General features: G+C 68.0%; 20 protein-coding genes and 1 tRNA gene. 19 read left to right on the plus strand and 2 right to left on the minus strand.

What is annotated here, in order from left to right; translation table 11 throughout:
• The first annotated feature begins 45 nt into the window (after positions 1-45).
• The 8 genes from ssd to QM806_RS11940 all read left to right on the plus strand — a co-directional run bounded on the left by ssd (position 46) and on the right by QM806_RS11940 (position 6,322).
• Positions 46-1,131: a septum site-determining protein Ssd gene (gene ssd / locus QM806_RS11905; protein WP_283291468.1), complete on the plus strand. Its 1,086-nt coding sequence runs from the start codon at positions 46-48 to the stop codon at positions 1,129-1,131.
• Positions 1,128-2,330 carry a TadA family conjugal transfer-associated ATPase gene (locus QM806_RS11910; protein WP_054248978.1) on the plus strand — a complete coding sequence of 401 codons (1,203 nt, stop codon included), beginning with the start codon at positions 1,128-1,130 and terminating at the stop codon, positions 2,328-2,330. The genes ssd and QM806_RS11910 overlap by 4 nt, the downstream gene beginning before the upstream one ends.
• Positions 2,327-3,118 carry a type II secretion system F family protein gene (locus QM806_RS11915; RefSeq protein WP_242322285.1) on the plus strand — a complete coding sequence of 264 codons (792 nt, stop codon included), beginning with the start codon at positions 2,327-2,329 and terminating at the stop codon, positions 3,116-3,118. Before QM806_RS11910 ends, QM806_RS11915 begins: the two co-directional genes overlap by 4 nt.
• Positions 3,115-3,702, plus strand: coding sequence for a type II secretion system F family protein (locus tag QM806_RS11920; protein WP_269591113.1), 588 nt, complete (start codon positions 3,115-3,117; stop codon positions 3,700-3,702). The genes QM806_RS11915 and QM806_RS11920 overlap by 4 nt, the downstream gene beginning before the upstream one ends.
• Before the next feature lie 57 nt (positions 3,703-3,759).
• The gene (locus QM806_RS11925; RefSeq protein ID WP_265146941.1) at positions 3,760-3,996 is read left to right on the plus strand and encodes a DUF4244 domain-containing protein; all 237 of its coding nucleotides are present in this window, start codon (positions 3,760-3,762) and stop codon (positions 3,994-3,996) included.
• Positions 3,996-4,370, plus strand: coding sequence for a TadE family type IV pilus minor pilin (locus QM806_RS11930; protein ID WP_269591112.1), 375 nt, complete (start codon positions 3,996-3,998; stop codon positions 4,368-4,370). The genes QM806_RS11925 and QM806_RS11930 overlap by 1 nt, the downstream gene beginning before the upstream one ends.
• Positions 4,367-4,723 carry an Rv3654c family TadE-like protein gene (locus tag QM806_RS11935; RefSeq protein WP_005568365.1) on the plus strand — a complete coding sequence of 119 codons (357 nt, stop codon included), beginning with the start codon at positions 4,367-4,369 and terminating at the stop codon, positions 4,721-4,723. Before QM806_RS11930 ends, QM806_RS11935 begins: the two co-directional genes overlap by 4 nt.
• A gap of 189 nt (positions 4,724-4,912) precedes the next feature.
• Positions 4,913-6,322 carry an MFS transporter gene (locus QM806_RS11940; protein WP_005256138.1) on the plus strand — a complete coding sequence of 470 codons (1,410 nt, stop codon included), beginning with the start codon at positions 4,913-4,915 and terminating at the stop codon, positions 6,320-6,322.
• 9 nt (positions 6,323-6,331) lie between these two features.
• Here QM806_RS11940 and QM806_RS11945 read toward each other — a convergent pair whose 3' ends face one another.
• Positions 6,332-7,228 (minus strand): LysR family transcriptional regulator, encoded by an 897-nt coding sequence (locus QM806_RS11945; protein WP_005256139.1) that lies wholly within the window; start codon positions 7,226-7,228, stop codon positions 6,332-6,334.
• A 110-nt stretch (positions 7,229-7,338) separates the two neighbouring features.
• Here QM806_RS11945 and QM806_RS11950 point away from each other — a divergent pair, with 110 nt between their 5' ends.
• Together QM806_RS11950 and QM806_RS11955 are read left to right on the plus strand one after the other, a co-directional pair.
• Complete coding sequence (locus tag QM806_RS11950; RefSeq protein ID WP_005248463.1) at positions 7,339-8,259, plus strand: CoA transferase subunit A; 921 nt, start codon at positions 7,339-7,341, stop codon at positions 8,257-8,259.
• Complete coding sequence (locus QM806_RS11955) at positions 8,256-9,038, plus strand: CoA-transferase subunit beta (protein ID WP_269591109.1); 783 nt, start codon at positions 8,256-8,258, stop codon at positions 9,036-9,038. The genes QM806_RS11950 and QM806_RS11955 overlap by 4 nt, the downstream gene beginning before the upstream one ends.
• An 11-nt stretch (positions 9,039-9,049) precedes the next feature.
• Here QM806_RS11955 and QM806_RS11960 read toward each other — a convergent pair whose 3' ends face one another.
• On the minus strand, positions 9,050-11,413 hold the full coding sequence (locus QM806_RS11960; protein WP_120659849.1) for a DEAD/DEAH box helicase: 2,364 nt from the start codon (positions 11,411-11,413) through the stop codon (positions 9,050-9,052).
• Between the two features lie 396 nt (positions 11,414-11,809).
• On the opposite strand from QM806_RS11960, the gene QM806_RS11965 reads away from it, so the two are divergent.
• The 9 genes from QM806_RS11965 (at position 11,810) to QM806_RS12005 (ending at position 18,622) form a co-directional block, all read left to right on the plus strand.
• Positions 11,810-12,013, plus strand: a complete 204-nt coding sequence (locus QM806_RS11965; RefSeq protein ID WP_005248460.1) for a cold-shock protein — start codon at positions 11,810-11,812, stop codon at positions 12,011-12,013.
• Between the two features lie 141 nt (positions 12,014-12,154).
• Positions 12,155-12,739 carry a hypothetical protein gene (locus QM806_RS11970; RefSeq protein ID WP_005248448.1) on the plus strand — a complete coding sequence of 195 codons (585 nt, stop codon included), beginning with the start codon at positions 12,155-12,157 and terminating at the stop codon, positions 12,737-12,739.
• Between the two features lie 137 nt (positions 12,740-12,876).
• Positions 12,877-15,795, plus strand: a complete 2,919-nt coding sequence (gene topA / locus QM806_RS11975) for a type I DNA topoisomerase (protein ID WP_037203507.1) — start codon at positions 12,877-12,879, stop codon at positions 15,793-15,795.
• A 52-nt stretch (positions 15,796-15,847) separates the two neighbouring features.
• Positions 15,848-17,062 (plus strand): DNA polymerase III subunit delta', encoded by a 1,215-nt coding sequence (locus QM806_RS11980; protein WP_005568358.1) that lies wholly within the window; start codon positions 15,848-15,850, stop codon positions 17,060-17,062.
• 31 nt (positions 17,063-17,093) lie between these two features.
• A tRNA-Thr gene (locus tag QM806_RS11985) sits at positions 17,094-17,166 on the plus strand.
• A gap of 151 nt (positions 17,167-17,317) precedes the next feature.
• A complete protein-coding gene (locus tag QM806_RS11990) occupies positions 17,318-17,731 on the plus strand; it encodes a DUF3224 domain-containing protein (RefSeq protein WP_005256152.1) in 414 nt (137 codons plus the stop codon).
• A 42-nt stretch (positions 17,732-17,773) separates the two neighbouring features.
• Entirely contained in the window at positions 17,774-18,211 is a 438-nt protein-coding gene (locus tag QM806_RS11995) for a DUF2752 domain-containing protein (RefSeq protein ID WP_005256154.1), read from the plus strand.
• A gap of 42 nt (positions 18,212-18,253) precedes the next feature.
• Positions 18,254-18,376, plus strand: a complete 123-nt coding sequence (locus tag QM806_RS12000; RefSeq protein ID WP_005248443.1) for a hypothetical protein — start codon at positions 18,254-18,256, stop codon at positions 18,374-18,376.
• 48 nt (positions 18,377-18,424) lie between these two features.
• On the plus strand, positions 18,425-18,622 hold the full coding sequence (locus QM806_RS12005; RefSeq protein ID WP_005568355.1) for a hypothetical protein: 198 nt from the start codon (positions 18,425-18,427) through the stop codon (positions 18,620-18,622).
• Positions 18,623-18,916 lie beyond the last annotated feature (294 nt).

Raw genomic sequence — 18,916 nt, forward strand, 5'->3', positions numbered from 1 at the left:
GCCGAGCCCCTTCCGGCGGTCGCCGGCAGCGGGCACGCTCGCTGCATGGACGCAAAAGGCGGGGGTGAAGTGCTGGTTCTGGTCGACGACCCGGCGCTGTTGCACAGCATCAGGCGCGTGGCGGCAGCGGCCGACCGGGCACTGAACGAGGTCGACGTCGCCGACGCCCGGCACGTCTGGGGGAGTGCCCCGATCGTCGTGCTCGACGCACGCGCAGCCGCCGCGTGCCGCAATCGGCTCCCACGCCGGCGCCGTGTGGTGCTGCTGTGCGACGGGCCGCCGGGCATCGACGAGTGGCGGATCGCGACCGCGGTCGGTGCGGAACACGTGCTCGCGGTGCCCGAGGACGAGTCGGCGCTGGTCGCGGTGCTCGGCGAACAACCTCAGCGTCCCGAGGCGGACGGCACCGTCGTCGCCGTCGTCGGCGGATGTGGCGGGGCGGGTGCCTCCACGCTGGCCGCGGCGACAGCCCTCGCCGCGGCGTGGCGACCGCGGCCCACGCTTCTGCTCGACACCGACTCGTGGGGCTCCGGACTCGACGTCCTGTTGGGCATCGAGGACGTGCCCGGACTGCGGTGGTCGGGTCTGTCGATCGAGGGTGGCCGGATCTCCTCGGGCGCGCTGAGGGACGCACTCCCCGCTTGTGGCGAGTGGCTGCGGGTGCTCGCCTGCAGCAGGACGGGGCACGGCGCCGGCCCGACAGCGGCCGCGGTCCGTGCGGTCACCGATGCCGGCCGCCATGCGGGCGATCTGGTCGTGTGCGACGTGTCCCGGTTCCCCGGCGCGGCCACGGAGACCGTCCTCGAACTCGCCGATCTGGTGGTCCTCGTCGTGCCCGCCACCGTCAGGGCCTGCATCGCCGCGGGAAAGGTGTCGCAGTGGATCACCGAGAGGAACCCCAACCAGGGACTCGTGGTTCGCGGCCCGGCACCCGGTGGGCTCCGCGGCGCCGACGTGGCGGAGGTTCTCGACCTGCCGCTGATCGCGTCGATGCGCGCCGAGCGCGCGCTCACCGGAATGCTCGAACACGGCGGCCTCAGGCCGGGCCGGCGCTCCCCGCTGGGCGCCGCGGCCGAGGCGGTCCTCGACACGGTCGGCAGCAGACCGCGGTCGCGGGAGTGGGCGGCATGAGTTCCCTCGTCACCCCCGACCTCCTCGACCGTGTGCGCGAACGTCTCGCGCACACGTCCGGCGAGCCGACACCGGCCACGGTCGCCGCTGCCATCCGCACCGAGTCCGGTGGCGTGCTCGGCGACACCGACCTGCTCGGGGCGCTGCGGGTGCTCATGACCGAACTCACCGGCGCCGGCCCGCTCGAGTCGTTGCTGACGGAACCCGGAGTCGCGGACGTGCTCGTCACCGCGCCCGACCGCGTGTGGGTCGACCGAGGCCGCGGCCTCGAACGCGCGGCTGTCCGGTTCACCGACGAGGCGGCGGTGCGCAGGCTCGCGCAACGTCTCGCGCTGTCTGCCGGACGCCGCCTCGACGACGCTCAGCCGTGGGTCGACGGAAGGCTGCGGGACGTCGGAAACGGCTCGTTCGGTGTGCGGCTGCATGCCGTCCTCGCTCCCGTGGCTCAGGGCGGAACCTGCCTGTCGCTGCGGGTGCTGCGCCCGGCGACCCAGGGGCTCGGGGCGCTCGTTGCGAGCGGTGCCGTGGCGGAGGCGGCCCACGACCTGCTGGTGACGATCGTGCACGCGCGGCTCGCCTTCCTGGTCACCGGCGGCACCGGCGCAGGCAAGACCACGCTGCTGGCCGCGTTGCTGGGTGCGGTGGACCCGGCGGAACGGATCGTGTGCGTGGAGGACGCCGCGGAGCTGGCGCCGACGCACCCGCACGTGGTCCGGCTCGTGGCTCGGGCACCCAACGTGGAGGGCGTGGGTGAGGTGACCGTCCGGGATCTCGTCCGTCAATCCCTGCGGATGCGCCCCGATCGGATCGTCGTCGGCGAGGTTCGCGGCGCCGAGGTCGTCGACCTGCTGACGGCGCTCAACACGGGTCACGACGGCGGCGCCGGGACGGTGCATGCCAACTCGCCCGAGGAGGTTCCGGCGCGGCTCGAAGCGCTTGCGGCACTGGGTGGAATGGACCGCTCGGCGTTGCACAGTCAGCTGGCCGCCGCGGTCCAGGTGGTTCTGCACGTCCACCGGGCTTCGAGCGGGGCGCGGCGGCTGACGCAGATCGGTGTCGTCACTCGCGACGAGTACGGGCACGTCACGATCGTGCCCGCCTGGAACCACGACACGGGTGAGGGTCCGGCGGTGGACCGGCTCCGCCACTTGTGTTCTCGTCGTGGACCGGAGGATTCGGGGACGGAGGTGCCGGCGTGATCGCCGGTCTGGTGGTGCTTGCCTGCGCAGTGCTGACTGTGCCGTCCGCGAGGTCGCGGCCGCGGTTGCTCGCGGTCACGGGCAGGGAAGGCCCCCGTCGCCGGTTGCGTCTGCCCTGGGTGGTTCCGGCGGCGCTCGCCGGCATCCCGATCGTGTACGAACTGGGCGGACTGTGGGCGGTCCTCGCCGCGACGATCGTCTGTGCAACAGTGCGTTTCAGATCGGTGCGACGCAGTGCGGCGAAAGCGAAGGACGCCGATCTGCGTGTCGTACTGTCGAGTCTCGAGGTGGTGACGGCGGAACTTCGGGTGGGCGCCCATCCGGCTGCCGCATGCCAGACGGCGGCCGACGAAGCGGCAGGCAGTGTGTCGTCGGCATTCCGGGCCGCGTCGGCGCGCTCGCGGCTCGGAGGATCGGCCGCCGACGGGTTCCGGATCGCGGATTCCCGTGTCGGTACCGAGTTGGAGCGGATCGCCGATATCTGGGCGGTGGCCGACGCGTACGGTCTCGCGCTGGCGGAACTGCTCGAAGCGGCACGGACGGACCTGTTGGGACGCAGTCGCTTCCGTCAGCGAACGGAGGCGTCGCTGGCCGGGGCGAGGGCGACGGCGACCGTACTGGCTGGGCTGCCGCTCCTGGGTGTCGGTCTCGGTCAGATGATGGGGGCGGCCCCTCTGACGGTGCTGTTCGGAGGCGGTGTGGGTGGCATCCTGTTGCTGCTCGGTGCGGGGCTGGTGTGCGCGGGCCTGTTGTGGACCGACCGGATCACCGGACGGGTGACGGGATGATCTGGTGTGCGGTACTTCTCCTCGCCTGCGCCGTGCTGGTGCTGCCCGCACCCAGATCGCCGGTGCAGCGACTGCGCGCCGACGGCGTCGGCCCGGGTGATGCGGCGTCCGCGGTGGACGAGGGCGCGCGCCGCGAGGACCCGCTCGCGATCGCCGCGGCCTTCGACCTGCTGGCAGCGTGCCTGCGCGCCGGACTGCCCGTCGCGACCGCGGCGCAGGCCGTGTCGCGGTCGGCGCCCGCGCCGTTGTCGGAATCGCTTCGCCGCGCCGCGGACCTGCTGTCGCTGGGGGCGGATGCGGCGACCGCATGGGAGGCGGCGGCGTCGGACCCCGCCACCGAATCCCTTGCCCGCATGGCGCGCCGGTCGGCCGCATCGGGATCGTCGCTCGCCGGTTCCATGACGGAACTCGCCGCCGACGGCCGAGTCCAGGTCGAACACCTGGCGGCGGCGACGGCCGAACGCGCGGGCGTGCTCATCAGCGGTCCTCTCGGGCTGTGCTTTCTTCCGGCATTCCTCTGTCTCGGCATCATCCCGGTCGTCGTCGGGCTGGCCTCGCGGGTGCTGGACGGCGGACTGATGTGACACATCGACACTTCCGGCGCAGAACCGCTGCGCCGGACACTCTGAAGGGGGAACACCATGGGACACGGAATCCGGGCGCTGGCGGGAGTTCGGGCGTTGGCGGAAGGTCGGGCACTGACCACCCGCTTGATTCTGCTCGCGACGGACGAGGACGGTATGTCGACGGCGGAGTACGCCATCGGCACCATCGCGGCCGCGGCCTTTGGCGCCGTGCTGTATTCGGTCGTCACCGGCGACAGCATCGTCACGGCGTTGACGAACATCATCGACAAAGCGCTGAACACCGCGGTGTGATGAGTGCTGCCGAGAACCTGCGCCGGTCGGAGGCCGGCGGCGTGACGGTCGAGGCGGCCATCGCGATTGCATCGATCGTGGCGGTGGTCGTGCTGTGTGTCGGCGCGATCACCGCGGCGACACTGCACGTCCGGTGTGTCGACTCGGCCCGCGAGGCAGCACGGCTCGCTGCCCGTGGAGATCGCCAGTCGGCGATCTCCACGGCGGCGAGAGTGGCACCCGAGGGCGCCGACGTGTCGGTCCGGACCGAGGGGGAGTTCGTCGTCGCGACCGTGCGGGCACGCAGTCCACTCCTTCCGCTCGTGAACATCTCCGCGGAGGCGGTGGCGGCTCTCGAACCCACTGTGCCCGGGTGGAGCGGAGGAGGGCCGTGAGTTCGGGGGCCACCGACGACCGCGGGTCCGCGACCGTGACGGGGTGCTGTGCGCTCGCGGCGCTGGTAATGGTCACGGCGTTGCTGGTGCACGTCGGCTCGGCGGTGTCGGTGCGGCACCGGGCGCAGTCCGCCGCAGATCTGGCCGCCCTCGCCGCGGCCGTCGGGCTGGACCGCGGCACCGACGCGGCGTGTGCCGCGGCCCGGGACGTCGCGGGGCGCATGCGCACCGAAGTCGTGTCCTGTGAGGTCGACGACTGGGACGTCGAGGTCGCGGTCACCGCACCGGTGCTTCTGTCCTCGCTGGGTGTCCGGGATGCCCGCGCCGTGGCGAGGGCAGGTCCCGCGGAGTGACGTCGAAGCGAGGAGGCAGGCCGGTGACGCGCATCACGCCAGCGTGTGCGAGGTTTCGGCAATTATGACCAGATTCGGAATAATCCCCCGCTCAGGAAGTATTGGACGGCATGGATCCTGTGATGCGAGTCTCACTGATGTGAGCTGGTTTTCATCCACACCACTCCCTTTGGCGAGAGAGGGCATCACATGACCACGGCACCACCGAAGCGGACCGAGGCCGAGACAAAGGCGCGGAGGGCGGGCATCGCCTCGTTCATCGGCACCACGATCGAGTGGTACGACTTCTACATCTACGGCACCGCGTCGGCGCTGGTCTTCGGTCAGGTGTTCTTCTCCGACACCCTGCCGGCGGGCATGGGCACGCTGCTCGCGTTCGTCACCCTGTGGGCCGGGTTCCTCGCCCGTCCCATCGGCGGCATCGTCTTCGGCCATCTCGGCGACAAGATCGGTCGAAAGAACACGCTGGTCATCACACTCATGATGATGGGCACCGCCACCGTCGGAATCGGACTCCTGCCCTCCTACGCGCAGATCGGAATATGGGCACCCGCCGCCCTGGTGTTCCTCCGGGTCGTTCAGGGTGTGGCAGTGGGCGGTGAATGGGGCGGGGCGGTCCTGATCGCCAGTGAGAACGCACCAAAGGGGAAGGGGATTCTGTACTCGGCGTTCGCCCAGCAGGGGTCGCCCGCCGGAAACCTCCTGGCGACGATGGCGTTCTTCCTGCTCTCCGCCATGCCCACCCCGGCGTTCGTGCTCTACGGCTGGCGCATCCCGTTCCTGATCTCCGCGGCCCTGGTGATCGTCGGCATGATCATCCGTCTCAAGCTCGAAGAGTCGGACGCGATGAAGACCGTGCTGAAGCGCAAGAAGACCGTCGCACTGCCGATCGGTGAGGTGCTGCGCAAGCATTGGGTCCTCGTCCTCCTCGGTGCAGGCGCGCTGCCCCTGGCCCAGGTGACGTACTTCAAGAACACCTTCGCGTTGTCCTGGGCCACCAGCGAACTCGGCTACGACCGGGGCACGTTCCTCGGCGCCATCGCCATCGCCCTCGTGGTCCAGTTCATCGTGCAGCCGTTCGGCGCCGTCCTGGTGTCCCGGATCGACATGCGGAAAGCCATGTGCATCATGGTGATTCCCGAGTTCGTCCTCATGCCGGCAATGTTCTTCGCGATCCGGACCGAGAACTTCGCCATTGCCGTCGTCGTGATGTGCCTCGCGACCATTCCGCACTCGATGTTCTACGGCGCCATCGCCGGAGTGCTCGCGCGTGCCTTCCCCGCCAACATCCGCTACACCGGTCTTTCCGCGGCCTATCAGCTGTGTTCGCTGGTCGTCGGCGGCGGCACCCCGGTGCTGGCGCAGTGGATGCTCAACTCGTCCGGAAACATCGTCGGCGTTGCATTCGTGTCGGCCGGCTATGCCGCCGTCTCCCTGGTCTGCACCCTGTTGTTGCTGAACCGGACCGGATTCGACGCGCGCCGGTTGTCGACCGCGGAGCAATCCGACGCGGACGAACTGCAGCTCGACATCGATGAGGAGGATGCGGTGGACACCGCTCCGAGCGCAGGGCAGGCCCGTGCGACAGCCCACACCTGACCGCGCAGGTCATTCCGGAGTGGGCAATGCCTCCTCGGACAGCCTGAGGACTTCCCGCAAGGCGGCGTTGTCGTCGTCCGCTCGCCACGCGATCCGCAGTTGCAGGGTGCTGGGACCGCCGACCAGCGGGAGGAACACGACATCCGGGTTGTTCACGTTCTCGGCCACGGAGGAGACGGTCAACGCGCAGCCGACCTCCGCGGACACCAACGCCATCAGCGCCATCGAGTCCGGCGCGCTCTGCACGATCCGGGGCGTGAAACCGGCGTCGTGGGCCGCCCTCTGCAGGGAGTCACGCAGCGCCGATCCGGGATCGGCGGGCAACGTCACCCAGGGCTCGGTGGCCAGTTCCTCGATGCGAACGCCGTCCCTGCCTGCGAGCGGGTGGTCGGTGGGCAGGGCCACCACGAAGTCCTCGTTGAGGATGACGCGGGACGCGATGCCCGGCGGGGTGAAGATCCACCGGACCAGACCGATGTCGAGGGTTCCGTCGAGAAGCTTGTTCAGTGCTTCGCTCGCGAAAGCGGAACTGTCCAGGACGAATTCGATACCCGGGTGGGTGTGCCGGACGAGTTTCGCCCACCGCCCGATGAGCAGGTGGGACGAGACTCCGGCGAAGCCGATGCGGACCCGGCCGACCTGTCCGCGCCCGGCGGCGGCGACGGCGATTTCCGCGAGCCGGCAGGCGTCCAGGATCTCGCGTGCCGGGCCGAGCAGTGCCTCACCGGCGGAGGTCAACCGGACGTTCCGCGTGTTTCTTTCGAAAAGAGTTGCCCCGAGCTGCTTTTCCAGTCGCCGAATCGTGCGGCTCAGCGGCGGCTGGGCCGAGTGTAGGCGCTGTGCGGCGCGGCCGAAGTGCAACTCCTCGGCGACCGCGAGAAAGGCAGTGATCTGAGAAATCTCCACGGGAGAACTATTGCAGTTCCGGCAACAGATTTGTCAACACTATTGAGTCAAACGGCGGTAGTCCGGTGGGGAAGGTCCCGAGGCGACGTCCCGTCGTTCCGGAGAAGGGCATGGCGATGAGCAAAGTGGTCAGCATGGCGGAAGCCATAGGAACGTACGTCGAAGACGGCATGACCGTGTGCCTCGAGGGCTTCTCGCATCTCATCTCGTTCGCGGCTGCGCACGAGATCATCCGGCAGCAGCGGCAGAACCTCACGCTGTGCCGGATGACTCCCGACATCGTGTCGGATCAACTCGTGGCCGCCGGTTGTGTCACCAAGCTCGTGGCCTCGTTCTTCGCGAGCGGATCCGCCGGATCGCTGCACGAGTTGCGACGCCGTATCGAGCATCACGATCCGGTGGCCCTCGAGGTCGAGGAGTACAGCCACTACGGAATGGTCTGCCGCTATCAGGCGGGCGCCGCGCGCCTGCCGTTCTTTCCGCTGCGCTCCTATGCCGGAAGCGACCTTCCGCGGCTCAATCCCCGAATTCGGCTCGTCGACGATCCCTACGGGGAGGGCACCGTGTACGTCGTGCCTCCGCTGAACCCGGACGTCACCATCGTTCACGCGCAGCGCGCCGACCGTCACGGCAACGTGCAGATCTGGGGTATCTCCGGGGTGCAGCAGGAAGCGGTGTACGCCGCGGGGAAGGCGATCGTGGTCGTCGAGGAGATCGTCGACGACGAGGTCGTCCGGTCCGACCCCAGCCGGACGCTGATCCCTTCTCACGCGGTCGATGCCGTCGTCGTCTGTCCGCGCGGGGCGCATCCGTCCTACGTGCAGGGCTACTACGACCGGGACTGCGCGTTCTACCGACGCTGGACCGCGATCAGCAAGGACTCCGCACTCCTGCAGGCATGGCTGAAGGAGTGGATCCACGGCACCGCGAATCACGACGAGTACCTGGACAAACTCGGCGGCGACTACTGGAACGACCTCGCCGTCGAGCCGCGATTCTCCGAACCAGTCGACTACGGGAGCCGGAAATGACCACAGCACCAGTCGGAGCGATCTCGGCGACCGAGGTCATCGTGTCCGTTGCCGCCCGCGAACTCGCCGGGAAGGGGCGCGTCTTCGCCGGCGTCGGACTCCCGACGCTCGCCGTCGATCTGGCCAAGCGGACCAGCAACCCGGACGTCGAACTGATCTACGAATCGGGAGTGTGTGGCGCCCACCCCTCCACGATGGCCGAGGGCATCGCCGACTCGGTCGTCGTGTCGGGCGCGGAGTCGGTGGTGTCGATGTCGGCGCTGTTCGGCTACGTGCTGCAGGGCGGCAACGTCGACGTCGGATTTCTCGGCGCGGCCCAGATCGACCGGTACGGGAGCCTCAACACCAGCATCATCGGAGACTGGGACAAGCCGACGGTCCGGTTGCCCGGTGCCGGTGGCGCCGTGGAGATCATGCCCAACGCCGGCGAGATCTTCGTGGTGATGCGGCGACACGACCCGAGCGCTTTCCCCGCGGAACTCGACTTCTGCACGTCGCCGAGTCCCGTCCGGGCCCGGGCGGCAGGTGACGGGATCATGCCTCGGGGCCGAGGGGTGACGAAGGTGTTCACGAACCTCGGGGTGCTGTCGCGGCAGGGTCCGTTCGACGAACTCGAGCTGGTCAGCGTGCACGAGGGGGTCACTGTCGACGACGTGCGAGCCCAGACCGGCTGGGAGCTGAAGGTCGCGGACGATCTCACGGTCACCGCCCCGCCGACCAGCGAGGAGATTCACCTGCTCCGCGATGTGATCGACAAGGTTCGGCTGTATCTGCGCTGACCGGGAGACCGTCAGCCGAGCGAGGCCAGAACCGCCGTGAGGACCCGGATCGCGCCGTCCTTGTCGAGGGGATCGTTGCCGTTTCCGCACTTCGGTGAGTACACGCAGGACGGGCACCCCGAGGTGCATTCGCACGATTCGATCGCCTCGCGGGTCGCGCCGAGCCATCGGGTGAGTTCGGCGTGACCTCGGTCGGCGAATCCTGCGCCGCCTGCGTGACCGTCGTAGACGAACACGGTGGGAAGTCCGGTGTCGGCGTGCAACGCGGTCGAGACGCCGCCGATGTCGCCTCGATCGCACACCGCGACGAGAGGCAGGAGGCCGATCGCGGCATGTTCGGCGGCGTGGAGCGAACCGGGCACGCGTTCGGCCGGAACACCCGCCTGCACCAGAAGTTCCGGGGTGATCGTGTACATCACCGCACGGGTGGGGAGGGTCTGCCTCGGCATGTCCAGTTCGACCGCGTCGAGAACCTCGCCCGAAGACAGTCGTCGGAGGTATCCGATCACCTGATGGGTCACCTCGACCTCGACGAGCGCGACCTCGACGTCGCCGAACTGCTTCTGCTCGAGAACGGAGGTGACCGTGATCTCGGTGGTCTCGCGGGCCGAGGTCGTCCAGTCGGGGTCCTCCGCGTGCACCAGGGCGAGTCCCTGGTCGAGATCGAGTTCGTCGACGACGTACGACTCACCCTGATGGATGTGGACGGCGCCGGGATGCGCCGTGGCGGGAGCGCGGCCGGTGTCGACGGTTCCGAGCATGCGTCCGGATTCCGACACGACAATTGCCACCTGGGTACCGATTCCACCCCGGATATCCACTGCGCCATGAGGATTTGTGCCGGCGGTGACGAACCAGCCGTGGGCGCGCCGACGGATCAGGCCCTGCTCCGCCAGCTTTCCGAGGACGTCGATCGCCCCGAACGCCTCGGCCTCGGCGTCGGACAGTGGTAGTTCCATTGCCGCGCAGAGCAACTGCGGGCCGAGGACGTAGGGATTGCGCGGGTCCGTGACGGTCGCCTCGACGGGCTTGTCGAGCAGCGCGGACGGGTGGTGGACGAGGTAGGTGTCGAGGGGATCGTCACGCGCGACCAGGACTACGAGCGAACCTTCGCCGCGTCGGCCGGAGCGGCCTCCCTGTTGCCAGAACGACGCCACCGTGCCGGGGAACCCGGCGACCACGACGGCGTCGAGGCCGGCGATGTCGACGCCGAGCTCGAGCGCATTCGTCGTCGCCGCTCCCAGCAGCGTGCCGTCGGCGAGCGCGGTCTCGAGCTCACGCCGATCCTCGGCGAGGTACCCGGCTCGATACGACGCGACCCGGGCCGAGAGTTCGGGATCGATCTCCCCGAGTAGGCGTTTGGTCGCCATCGCGGTCAGCTCCGCGCCCCGGCGGGAGCGCACGAAGGTGAGCGTGCGGGCCCCTTCGACCATCAGGTCGGCCATGATGCGCGCGGCCTCCGAACCGGCGGGCCGTCGTACGGGGCTTCCGTTCTCTCCGGTGACCTCCCGCATGAGCGGGGGTTCCCACAGCGCGACCGTCCGGGGGCCGTGCGGTGAACCGTCTTCCACGACCTCGGCGCAGGGCGCGCCGATCAGCCGCGACGCCGCCGCCCCGGGATCCGCCGTGGTGGCGGACGCGAGGACGAAGACGGGATCGGCGCCGTACCGGGCCGCGATGCGCCGGAGCCGCCGCAGTACGAGCGCGACATTCGAGCCGAAGACACCACGGTAGGAGTGGCATTCGTCGATCACCACGTAGGCCAGATTGCGGAAGAAATGCGCCCATCGTTGATGGGTCCGGAGGAGGGAGATGTGCAGCATGTCGGGGTTCGTGAAGAGCCACCGCGAGTTCTCCCTCGCCCAGTGCCGCACCTCGAGTGGGGTGTCGCCGTCGAACACGCACGGGCACACGCTCCGGAGGTCGTCCCCGGCATCCAGGACTTCCGAGTCGATGAGCGAGGTCACGGCCCGCAGCTGGTCTGCGCCCAGCGCCTTGGTCGGGGAGAGGTAGAGGGCGGTCGCCCGCGGATCCGTTGCCAGAGTGGTGAGTACCGGAAGCTGGTAGGCCAGCGACTTGCCCGAGGCGGTGCCGGTCGACACCACGACGTTCGTCCCGTGACGGGCCAGGTCGGCGGCGGCGGCCTGATGGGTCCAGGGGCGGGGGATCCCGTTCTCCTGCATGGCCCGGACGACGCTCGGGTGCGCCCACGCCGGCCATTCCGACAGCTGAGAAGTCCGGGCAGGCATTTCCGCGGCGAAAGTGAGCGGGTTTTCGTCTCGGGGAACTCCCTCGAGGACTCGGTTCAGTAGCGCTCGGCCGTATGTTTCGCCCGTATTTCCACTGTCGTCACGTGGTGAAAACGGTGTGCTCACTGATGTCTCCGGGCTGTCGTAGGGGACGGGCGAGTAGCTTCCACACCGCCACGACCTGCGCATTTGATGATAACGAGTGCCTCTCCAGGGCTGTCGCCCGGGGTGTCGCGACACCCTCATGAATCCGCTGTTTCGTGCCTGTTCGCTACAAGATCAACTTTTTGTGTGAATTGTTCGGATTTCGACTGTTGCGTTCGCGGAGTTCATGGTTGACTACAACTGGTCGCAGCTTCTGTGTTCGTAGGCTTGAAAGAGTGAACGTTCGCAGGATCGATGTTGCGAACGCGGTGCTCTGCTTTTCCTGAGGGGGAAATCTAGTAGTACAGCGGTCGGAACCGGCCCGGCGGACTGTATGTGCTGTCCGCCGAATCCGGTGTTAGAAAGAGAAGGAAAAGCATGGCACAGGGCACTGTGAAGTGGTTCAACGCGGAAAAGGGCTTCGGCTTCATCGCACCCGAAGACGGCTCCGCTGACGTCTTCGTTCACTACTCCGAGATCCAGGGCAGCGGCTTCCGCACCCTCGAGGAGAACCAGCGCGTGGAGTTCGAGGTCGGCCAGGGCACCAAGGGCCCCCAGGCTACCGGCGTTCGCGCAGTCTGATTCTGCCGTTCACATTCGTGAACACGTAAATCAGATAGGCGGGGTCCCCGTGACCGCGTCTGATTCGTCCCCCATCGCCTGAGGCGGTGGGGGACGAGTCGTTTTCACGGCAACGGTGCCGTGGCATAAGGGGGTACTTCAGTGAGCCAGCTCTCCTTCTTCTCCGCGGAGGCGATGCCGCCGGCAGTCACCGATCTGTGCGGTCTTCTCGCCGCGACGGGTCAGGTGGTCACATCGGCCGGGCGTGCGCGCATCTCGATCGTGGTCGACGCCCAGTGGCGGGCGGAGGCGATTGCGGAGTTGATCGCCCAGGCCGGACTCGAGGTCGAGATCACGCGCAGCGACGAGGGCAGCCCGCTGGTCCGCACCGCCTCGGTCGTCGACTTGCGGCCGCTCGCGGACCAGTGGACGAGGGGAGCGGTCAAGGCGGTGCCCTCCGGCTGGGTGCCGTCGGGGCGTCAGCTGAGGGTGTGGGCTCTCGCGTCGGGCAGGAGCGAAGCGGAGGGGGAACGGTTCGTCCTCGGACTCGATCCGCACGCCCCGGATACCCACGCGCCGTTGGCTCAGGCATTGATGAGAGCGGGCATCGCGCCGACGCTGATCGGCACCCGGGGCTCCGGTCCGGGGCTCCGAATCTCGGGTCGGCGTAGGCTCGGCAGACTCGTCGAGAGCATCGGTGAGGCGCCCGGAAATTTGGACGACCGTACCGGTTGGCCCCACGTGTAGAGCCGCGTAGACGGTACTGATCTGCGAGGATGGGTTCCGGGTATGTCACTCTAGTAATAGGCGAACCGGGTATAAAAGGGTTTGTCTGCACAACTGTCGAGTGGCAGCGATCGACTTCAGGAAGGCTCGGGCTACAGGTGGCTAAAGGGGACAACGGCAGTGCACAGGGTGCGGCGGGAGCGTCCGGCCAGCCTCGCCGCCTCGTGATCGTCGAGTCGCCGACCAAGGCCCGCAAGATCGCCCCGTACCTCGGAAAGAACTATGTGGTCGAGGCGTCGGTCGGCCACATCCGCGACCTTCCGCGCGGAGCCGCAGACGTCCCGGCCAAGTACAAGGGTGAGTCGTGGGCTCGGCTCGGCGTCAACGTCGACCATGATTTCGAACCGCTCTACGTGGTCAGTCCGGAGAAGAAGTCCAAGGTCACGGAGCTGAAGAGCCTGCTCAAGGACGCCGACGAACTCTTCCTCGCCACCGACCCCGACCGCGAGGGCGAAGCGATCGCCTGGCACCTCCTCGAGACGCTCAAGCCGAAGATCCCGGTTCGCCGGATGGTCTTCCACGAGATCACCGAGCCGGCCATCCGAGCCGCGGCCGAGGACACCCGCGAACTCGACAACGACCTGGTCGATGCGCAGGAGACACGCCGCATCCTCGACCGTCTGTACGGCTACGAGGTCAGCCCCGTGCTGTGGAAGAAGGTCATGCCGAGGCTGTCGGCGGGCCGCGTGCAGTCCGTCGCCACCCGCGTCATCGTGCAGCGTGAACGCGAGCGGATGGCGTTCCGCTCGGCGTCCTACTGGGACATCTCCGCCACCCTCGACGCCGGCGCCGAGGCCAGCCCCCGCAGTTTCGGGGCGCGTCTGGTGAGCGTCGACGGCTCCCGGGTGGCCACCGGCCGCGACTTCGGCGCGGACGGCCAGCTGAAGACGAGCACCGTCACGGTTCTGGACGAGGCACGGGCGCAGCGTCTGGCCGAGTCCCTCGCCGGTGTCGACCTCACCGTCTCCTCCGCCGAGAGCAAGCCGTACACCCGCAAGCCGTACGCGCCGTTCATGACGTCGACGCTGCAGCAGGAGGCGGGCCGCAAGCTCCGCTTCACGTCCGAGCGGACCATGCGCATCGCGCAGCGGCTGTACGAGAACGGCTACATCACCTACATGCGTACCGACTCGACGACGCTGTCGTCGTCGGCGATCGCTGCCGCCCGCGCGCAGGCCACCGAGTTGTACGGCGCCGAGTACGTGCACGACACACCGCGCCAGTACACGCGGAAGGTCAAGAACGCGCAGGAGGCGCACGAGGCCATCCGCCCGGCCGGTGACGTGTTTCAGACCCCGGGTCAGCTGCACTCCCGCCTCGACACCGACGAGTTCCGCCTGTACGAGCTGATCTGGCAGCGGACCGTGGCGTCGCAGATGGCGGACGCGCGGGGCACGACGCTGACCCTGCGGATCACCGGAACCGCGGGCACCGGCGAGGAGTGCACCTTCTCCGCGTCGGGCCGCACCATCACGTTCGCCGGATTCCTGAAGGCCTACGTGGAGAGTGTCGACGAGGAGGCCGGCGGCCAGTCCGACGACGCCGAGTCGCGCCTGCCGGTGCTCGTCGAGGGCCAGGCGGTCACCGCCACCAAGCTCGATCCCGACGGCCACACCACCAACCCGCCCGCCCGCTACACCGAGGCGAGCCTGATCAAGACCCTCGAAGAGCTGGGCATCGGCCGCCCGTCCACCTATTCGTCGATCATCAAGACCATTCTCGATCGCGGATACGTCTACAAGCGCGGCAGCGCGCTGGTCCCGTCGTGGGTCGCGTTCGCCGTCATCGGCCTCCTCGAGATGCACTTCGGGCGGTTGGTCGACTTCGACTTCACCGCAGGGATGGAAGACGACCTCGACGCGATCGCGGGTGGCCGGGAACAGCGCGGCAACTGGCTGAGCAGTTTCTACTTCGGCGGCGATCACGGCGCCGAGGGCTCGGTTGCCCGTGAAGGCGGCCTGAAGAAGATGGTCGGCGTCAACCTCGAGGAGATCGACGCTCGCGAGGTCAACTCGATCAGGCTCTTCGACGACGCCGAGGGCCGCGAAGTGCACGTCCGCGTCGGACGGTTCGGTCCGTACCTCGAGCGGATGGTCCAGAACCCGGACGACCCCGACGGCGACCTCATCTCGCAGCGGGCCAACCTGCCCGACGACCTTCCGCCGGACGAGCTGACACCGGAGTACGCGGAGAAGCTGTTCTCGACCCCGCAGGAGGGTCGCAAGCTGGGCGTCGACCCGCTGACCGGACACGAGATCGTCGCGAAGGAGGGCCGCTTCGGCCCCTACGTCACCGAGATCCTTCCCGAGCCGGAACCGGAGCCCGAACCGGCCGTGGTGCCGGTGCCCGACGAATCGGGCGACGGGACGACCAAGACCAAGACGGCTGCCAAGAAGGCGCCGGCGAAGAAGGCAGCGAAGAAGGCCACGGGTCCGAAGCCGCGGACGGGTTCGCTGCTCAAGTCGATGGACCTGGCGACGGTGACTCTCGACGACGCCCTCAGGCTGCTGTCGCTGCCGCGTGTGGTGGGTGTCGATCCGGAGTCGAAGGAAGAGATCACCGCGCAGAACGGTCGCTACGGCCCGTACCTGAAGAAGGGGACGGATTCGCGGTCCCTCGCCACCGAGGACCAGATGTTCACGGTGACCCTCGACGAGGCTCTGAAGATCTACGCGGAGCCCAAGCGTCGCGGACGTCAGGCCGCCGCCACTCCGCCGCTGCGTGAGCTGGGTGTCGACTCGGTCAGCGAGAAGCCGATGGTGATCAAGGACGGCCGGTTCGGGCCGTACGTGACCGACGGTGAAACCAACGCCAGCCTCCGCAAGGGCGACGAGGTGGAGTCCATCACCGACGCTCGCGCTTCGGAACTGCTGGCGGATCGGCGTGCCCGCGGTCCCGTCAAGAAGAAGGCCGCCGCGAAGAAGGCACCCGCCAAGAAGGCTGCAAAGAAGACCGCCGCCAAGAAGGCGCCGGCCAAGAAGGCGGCCTCGAAGAAGGCAGCGGACAAGAAGGCGTGAGCCGGTACCTCGGGCCGGTCGGGTTGTCGCACGTGCCGGTTAGGCTGGCGCGGTGACGGTATTCGACCGGTTGGTGGGCCAGGAGGACGTCGAGGCCGAGCTGACGGCCGCTGCGACTGCCGCCCGTCGTGGAGTCGGTGCGATGGGCTCCTCGATGACGCATTCGTGGCTGTTCACCGGCCCGCCCGGATCGGGTAGGTCGGTGGCCGCGCAGTGTTTCGCCGCCGCACTCCAATGCACCAGCGACGGCGTTCCCGGCTGCGGCGTCTGCCACGCCTGCACCACCGCGATGGCCGGTACCCACGGCGACGTCCGGCAAGTCGTCCCCGAGGGCCTGAGCATCAGCGTCAAGGAGATGCGTGCCATCGTGCAGACGGCTGCTCGCCGGCCGAGCACCGGGCGTTGGCAGATCGTGGTCGTCGAGGACGCGGACCGGCTCACCGAGGGTGCGGCCAACGCTCTCCTGAAAGTGGTGGAGGAGCCGCCGGATCGCACCGTGTTCCTGTTGTGTGCGCCCTCCGTCGACCCGCAGGACATCTCCGTGACGCTGCGGTCGCGCTGCCGGCACATCCATCTCGTGACCCCGTCGGCCGACTCCATAGCCAAGGTCCTGCGCGAGCGGGACGGCCTGGATCCCGCCGATGCACAACTGGCGGCCTCGATCAGCGGCGGTCACGTCGGGCGAGCCCGGCGTCTCGCGACGGATCTGAACGCCAAGGTGCGTCGTAAGGACGCTTTGGATCTCGCTGTCGCGGCACTGCGGCCCGCTACCGCGTTCGCTGCGGCGGAGGAACTGGTGCGTTCCGCCGACGCAGAGGCGAAGGAGATGAGCGCGGCCAGGGACGAGCAGGAGACCGAGGAGTTGCGCACGGCTCTGGGGGCGGGCGGCACCGGTAAGGGTGCTGCCGGAGCCCTGCGAGGCTCGGCCGGCGTGCTGAAGGATCTCGAGAAGCGCCAGAAGTCCCGGGCCACTCGCACGGGCCGTGACGCACTCGATCGTGCACTGATCGATCTGGCCGGTCTCTATCGCGACGCGCTCGCCGTCGCATGGAAGTCGAACGCGGCCGCGAACCACCCGGACATGGCGGATCGCGCGGCCGACCTCGCCTCGCGAACAACCCCGGAAGGCCTTCTGAAGTGCATCGAAGCCGTCCTCGAGTGCCGCGAGGCGATCACCGTCAACGTCAAACCGCAGTGGGCTGTCGATGCCATGGTGGCCACTCTCGGCGACGCGTTCAGGGAGCCGTTTTCGCATACTCGGGGTTGAGGCGCTAGACTCGCCACCGCCGAAAGGCACCGCTGCCTTAGCTCAGTCGGTAGAGCATTTCACTCGTAATGAAAAGGTCGAGAGTTCGATTCTCTCAGGCAGCTCAGCGGTCCTCTGGCCCTTCCCGATCAGTCGGGAAGGGCCAGAGTCGTCTCCGGGGTCGGGACACCTTCGCCGTGTCGGATATGTACAAGAAGTTCGGGACCGCTCCCGCGATGCTGGGGCGACTCACTTCTCCGTCCCGGAAGGCACACCATGTCCACTCGTCATGCCGCCAGCACGTTCGACGTCAGCGATTTCAGCCCGCGGGACTGGTCTCCGTCCGTCGCCACCGGCGTCACCCCGGGCGACATCGACATGGTGAAGAACTTCTCCGGCGACATCGAGGGCCGGTCGGTCACCAGATTCGTCGGCGGTCTCACCGAGGATCAGAGTGCGGGCGCCTACGCGGCGTGGGAGAGCTTCGAAGGTTCGATCGACGGTGTCGCCGGCTCCTTCGCCTTCCTGCACATGCAGGTGCTGTCGGACAGCACGGTCGAGGCAATGGCGCTGCACATCGTTCCGAGCAGCGGTACCGGAGGCTTGGCGGGACTTGCCGGTGCGGGTGGGATCCGCGTCGACGAGGACGGTACCCACCGTCTGTGGCTGGACTACTCGCTTCCCGACTGACTGTCGGCACCGGAGACCGGAAGAATCGTGAACACTGGACACGTGGACACCCAGAGCGGAACTCCGACGACGCCGGCGGTCGGTCTCCGTGCACTCGATGCGCCCGCCGCTGTGGCCGCCGGCGCCGTTGTCGCCGCCGCGATCCTCCACTTCCGGGATCCGCACGAGCCCGGTTCGTACGGCTTCTGTCCGGTCTACGCCCTGACCGGGTGGTGGTGCCCGGCCTGTGGTGGGTTGAGGGCGGTGCACGACCTCACCAACCTCGACATCGGCGCGGCTGTGGCCGGCAATGTTCTGATCGTCCCGTTCATCGCGGTGATGGTCTTCGCCTGGATCGGATGGGCACGTCGCCGTTGGCGAGGACGACGCGATCGCACGATCGTGTTCGGTCCGCGAGTGACAGTCGGTGTGCTCATTTTCCTTGCGGCGTTTACCGTCACCAGGAACACATCTTGGGGAAGCTGGCTCGCGCCGGTCTGACACCTGGTCGCCGCGGGCACGAAACAGAGAGTCGGTTCACAGATGGCAATGCAGGTCTTTTCGTTGATCGCGATCCTGGGCGCGCTGATCGTCCTCATTCCGACCGCGCTGCGAGTCTTCGGCAAGAGCGACAATGTGAAGGCGCCGGACGAGACCGAGGAATGAGTTCGGTGCACTCTCGACAACCCACCGCCGCGCGGTCATGATTTCGATATGAGCGATTCGCTGAAGGACCGGGTGCGCGAGAAGCTGTTGCGCCAGCTGGCCGAGGACGGGGGGCACCCAGTCCAGGAGGCGGAGGGGGACGATCCACGATTGGTTTCCATCGACGCCGACCTCGCGGCTTTGGAGCAGGCCTCGGACGGTGATGTGGTGATCGAGGAGCTGGCTGCCAAGTACTGGGTGCCCTGAATCGGCGTTTCGCAGCGTTGACCTGGCGATTTGGTGTTCTTGTTTCCCTTCGCGTAACTTATTCCAGGTCAGAGCGACACGGACACCGACCCCGGCCGGAAGGCGGGGGACACGAGGTTGGACGCAGGCGCCTGGTAAATCGGAAGTTCACCGTCGTGTACGGTGGTGCTTCCATCCCGGTTAGATTCTGATCAGCGTCTCGGCTTGCGCCGGTGAGGCTGGTAGGATAAGATGGAACGGTTGCCCCGGAGCGGCTGGCGAGTGAGCCAGAAGTGATGGTGTGTGCGTGTTCTT

Source organism: Rhodococcus sp. IEGM 1351, from assembly GCF_030056875.1.
Taxonomy (GTDB): domain Bacteria; phylum Actinomycetota; class Actinomycetes; order Mycobacteriales; family Mycobacteriaceae; genus Rhodococcus_F; species Rhodococcus_F opacus.